The 3,330-nt window shown below is 63.2% G+C and carries 3 protein-coding genes; all 3 read left to right on the forward strand.

The genetic code is table 11. The features are described 5' to 3' along the window. The coding region (locus tag AC1DWI_RS21115; RefSeq protein ID WP_477725669.1) for an IclR family transcriptional regulator domain-containing protein at nucleotides 1–386 on the forward strand (386 nt) is incomplete at its 5' end. Between the two features lie 271 nt (nucleotides 387–657). After that, a complete protein-coding gene (locus AC1DWI_RS21120) occupies nucleotides 658–2,352 on the forward strand; it encodes an ATP-dependent helicase (protein WP_477725670.1) in 1,695 nt (564 codons plus the stop codon). Between the two features lie 406 nt (nucleotides 2,353–2,758). Beyond that, nucleotides 2,759–3,145 carry a hypothetical protein gene (locus AC1DWI_RS21125; protein ID WP_477670160.1) on the forward strand — a complete coding sequence of 129 codons (387 nt, stop codon included), beginning with the start codon at nucleotides 2,759–2,761 and terminating at the stop codon, nucleotides 3,143–3,145. The last annotated feature ends 185 nt before the right edge of the window (nucleotides 3,146–3,330 follow it).

A 3,330-nucleotide genomic window follows, 5' to 3' on the forward strand; every position in this document is an offset into this window, starting at 1 on the left:
ATGTCGGGCTGGTCGATACCGCCTCGGGCCGGGTGTTGCTGGCTTTCGCAGATGCCAGCCAGGCTCAGCAAATGCTGGCCCAGCACACCGCACTCGAAGGCGAAGTGCCGATCGGGTCCGATGCATTGGCTGCCGCCCTCGGTGTCATCCGGGAGCAAGGCTATTTCGAGCGCGACAGCCTGCAGTCTTTCGGCGTGGCCGATATCTCCTGCCCCATCTTCGGGCCCGACCACAGCGCCCTGGCCGCGTTGACCTGCCCTTACGTGCGGCGCATAGACCGCCACGTCGGCCCCGACCAGAAAACCRTGCGCCTGCTACTGCAGCAGGCAGCCCAGGCACTGTCGTTGACGCAAGGTGGGTTCGCCCCGGCGAGCCGGAACGCATGAAGCCGTGCTTGCTCGTATGCTATTGATTCGATAGCTGCTTGCGCAGACCAGCATTGCGCCGCAAGCATTTATTGCTTGAATCCGGGGCTTGGGGTGGTTCCGTGCGGGCGCGGTCTTTTTTCATCCAGCCAAAGCGCCCGGCATGAAACCGGCAGCCTGGGCCAAGCCACGTTGCCTGCCCCAAAGGGGGCAGCCGCTATGATTTGCCGTTCACCGGCAGTACCTGACAAGGCCGGTCCCGCGCATTTTTCCCCTGGAACCGATTCTTTTCATGACCCACGGCCTGAACCTCGCCCAACAAGAAGCCGTGAACTACCTGCATGGTCCCTGCCTGGTACTGGCGGGCGCAGGTTCCGGCAAGACGCGGGTTATCACGCACAAGATAGGCCGGCTGATCCAGTCCGGCCTCAAGCCCGAACAGATTGCCGCGATCACCTTCACCAACAAAGCCGCCGCCGAAATGCGCGAGCGGGCCAAGGCGCTGATCGGCAAAAGCGCCAAAGGCGTGCTGGTCTGTACCTTCCACGCGCTGGGCGTGCGCATGCTGCGCCAGGACGGCGCGGCGCTGGGCCTCAAACCCCAGTTCTCGATTCTCGACAGCGACGACGTGACCAGCATCATCAAGGACGCCGGCGGCAGCACCGATGCGGCCACGGCGCGGCAATGGCAATGGACCATCAGCCTGTGGAAGAACATGGGCCTCAACGCAGCCGAAGCCCTGGCGCAGGCCAATGGCGACGAAGAGCGCGCCATTGCCCGCGTCATGGCGCACTACGAAGAGCGCCTGACCGCCTACCAGAGCGTCGACTTCGACGACCTGGTCGGCCTGCCGCTCAAGCTGCTGCGCGAGCACGACAACGTGCGCGAAAAATGGCAGCAATCGCTGGGCCATGTGCTGGTCGACGAATAYCAGGACACCAACGCCACGCAGTACGAGATGCTCAAGCTGCTCGTCGGCCCGCGCGGCCGCTTCACCGCGGTGGGCGACGATGACCAGTCGATTTACGGCTGGCGCGGTGCCACGCTGGACAACCTGAAAAAGCTGCCGCAGGACTATCCCAACCTCAAGGTTGTGAAGCTCGAGCAGAACTACCGCTCCACCAGCGCCATCCTGCGCGCGGCCAACAACGTGATCGGCCCCAACCCCAAGCTGTTTCCCAAGACGTTGTTCAGCGAGCTCGGCGAAGGCGAGCCGGTGCGCGTGATCGATTGCGACAGCGAGGAGCACGAAGCCGAGCGCGTGGTGGCCCGCATCCAGAGCCTGCGCGCCGAAGGCAGCTTGCAGGCAGAAGGCGGGCAGTACAAGGAGTGGAAAGATTTTTGCGTGCTGTACCGTGCCAACCACCTGGCCAAGCCTTTCGAGAAGGCCTTTCGCAAAGCCAACATAAAACTCGCAGCCGCGCGCTGGACCAACGTGATGGATTTTTGCGACTGGGTGGCCCAGCGCTGCGGCGGGCAGATCGATGACGCCTCAGGCGCCGTGGTGGCCGCCGAAACCAAAACCATGCTCGAAGTGGTGCAAACTATTGCGCTGCTCTCCACCATCAGCGAACGCGAAGGCGACCAGAACGTGGTGACGCTCTCCACCCTGCATGCCGCCAAGGGCCTGGAGTGGCCGCACGTGGTGCTGGCCGGCGTGAACGAAGGCCTGCTGCCCTTCAAGCTGGAAGACGATGACGGAGTCAATACCGACAGCATCGCGTTGCGCCTGCAGGAAGAGCGCCGCCTGATGTATGTGGGCATCACCCGCGCGCAGCGCACGCTGGCTGTGAACTGGCTGCGCAAACGCAAGAAGGGCCGCGACATGATTCCCGGCGCACCCAGCCGCTTCATCGCCGAGATGGCACTGGACAAAGCCACGGTGAAAGAAGACCCGCGAGAAAAGCTCAAGGCCTTGCGCGCGGAATTTGCGAAGAAGTCAGCGGACGGGATTGCGGCGGCAGCAGCGGCGGCAGAGACGCGCTAGCGCAGCCCTGTTCCGTGGTTAACGGCGCGAGATCAGGTGCCGGGCCGCATGAAGGCGTTTTCAGTGCTGTGGTTACAAACAGTTTCAGGCCGCGGGTTTTTACCGGTGCTTTACCTGATTGAGATCTATTCATGAGATAGTGCGCAAGCTCCACGGCCTGCGCGTTGCATCAACCCCGCACTCGCGTGCCCGAGTTTTCCGTTTCACCCCCTGCACTGCAGCCTTGGCCGCTCCGTCCGCCTTGCTGCGTTGCTACAGCCCGTACTGCACGGCCAGGCCGTGCACTCACTTGTTCATGACTTTGCTTTTTCTTCGACCCGCTCTTTTTTTAATCGCCGCTTGCGCAGTATCCGCTAGCGCTACGGCCCAAACGAAACCTGACGCCACGTGCCCGGCCGCCACGGAGATGAAAGCCGCGCAACTCCATGGCCTGTGGGCCGTGCGCTTTGACCGCCCACCTGCCGGCTTGCCGGCCCGCGCCACCATGCTGCTGGAACGGCATGCCGAATTCGCCGAAAGCCTGGCCGGCATCGTGAGCCGCGATCTGGGGCCGGCCGCCGGTTCCAAAGCCATTGCCGGACATGCGGCCAAGGCAGCACTGGCCGGTGACCTGGAGGGCGGCATGTTGCTGCTCGACGAGTCCTCCGACAATGTCAGCATCACCGGCACCTGGAACGGCGAAATGGTCGAAGGTTCTTGCGGCAAGGCCTTCAAGGGCACCTGGAAAGACACCAGCAGCAGCGCCCCGGACAATGCACCCGATGTGCCTTTTACGCTGACCCGGCTGCCCTGAACAGCGCAATTTTCAAGACCGACCATGCCACTGAAATCTCTCAATCCTGCTGCTGCATCGCTTTGCACGGTGCTTCCGGCCCTCCTGGGTCTTGGCACCACGGCTGCGGCACATGCACAGGCCACGCTGGCAAACCGCCCATCCAGCACAGGCTGGCAAACCTGTCAGGCCATGAAGGGCGACCC

Source organism: Polaromonas sp. P3_C2 (genome assembly GCF_056402675.1).

What these genes read in the sequence shown, in the direction of transcription:
- AC1DWI_RS21125 (WP_477670160.1), top strand. Translation starts at nt 2,759, where the DNA reads ATGAAAGCCGCGCAACTCCATGGCCTGTGGGCCGTGCGCTTTGACCGC.